The organism is Rhodoferax sp. RT5P35 (genome assembly GCF_056521385.1).
In genome coordinates this window covers 1-1007 of record NZ_JBWMAX010000397.1, presented here as the reverse complement: position 1 = coordinate 1007, position 1007 = coordinate 1, and the positions used below count along the sequence as shown (strand labels likewise).

Below are 1007 nucleotides of genomic sequence, written 5' to 3'. Positions count from 1 at the left end.
TTTTCGGCTGAACACTTTTCTGCACGGCCTGGTTGTTCCCGCCCAGCGCCAGCGCTTTCTGGCCGACGCTGCCGCCTGCATGGCCGAGGCGGGCCTGACGGCGGAAGAATGCGGTCTGCTGCAGCGGCGCGACTGGCGCGGGCTGATCCACTACGGCGTGATTTTCTTTCTGCTGGAGAAGCTGGGTGCGGTGCTGGGCGTGTCCAACCTGCACATCTATGCCGCCATGCGCGGCGAGACGCTGGAGGTATTCCAGCAAACCCGCAACGCTCCCAACGCCCTGTACTCGGTGGCCGGTGGTGGTGCCGCGCCGCCATCCTGGGATACACCTGCAACATCTTGATTGCTCTGTTTTTTATAGCTTCTCGTGCTGGAGGAATAAGCACGGGAGGCTGATTTTTTATAAATTTCCAGACCTACCACCGATGCGCAACTGGAACGCTTTGTTACTTTGATACATGGGCAGTACATGTGTATACGGCCATACGATGTTTCCCACTTCCTGCAAGCCTGAGGGGCTAAAACTTGCAGAAGTGCTCAGCGGGTCTGCCCGGGTAAATCACCCCTGCATCCGCCCATGGAGGGACACATCGATGGGACTTTTGCAACAACTACTGCGCACCAAGGGCATTGAAAAAGACGACCCCGGCCACGGCAGCGGCGGCCTGGACCGCTCGCTGGGTTTGTTCTCGCTGGCCATGATGGGTGTGGGGGCCACCATCGGCACCGGCATCTTCTTTGTGATGGCCGAAGCCGTGCCCAAGGCCGGGCCTGCAGTGATGCTGGCGTTTATCCTGGCCGGTATCACCGCTGGCCTGACGGCGCTGTGTTACGCCGAACTGTCGTCGTCCATCCCTGCATCGGGCTCGTCATATTCGTATACCTACGTGGCGCTGGGGGAGCTGGTGGCGTACATCGTGGCGGCTTGTCTGATGCTGGAATACGCGCTGGCGGCCAGTGCCACCTCGATCGGCTGGTCGGGTTACCTGAACAACTTTTTAAGCAAC

The 1007-nt window shown here is 59.7% G+C and carries 1 protein-coding gene and 1 pseudogene; both read left to right on the top strand.

All coding sequences use genetic code 11. The annotated features are described in order from the left end of the window. Positions 1 to 343 (top strand): annotated as a pseudogene (locus AC097L_RS26615) (gallate dioxygenase); the annotation flags it as partial. Positions 344 to 593: 250 nt separating this feature from the next. Then, on the top strand, positions 594 to 1007 hold a 414-nt coding region (locus tag AC097L_RS26610; RefSeq protein ID WP_479589687.1), incomplete at its 3' end, for an APC family permease.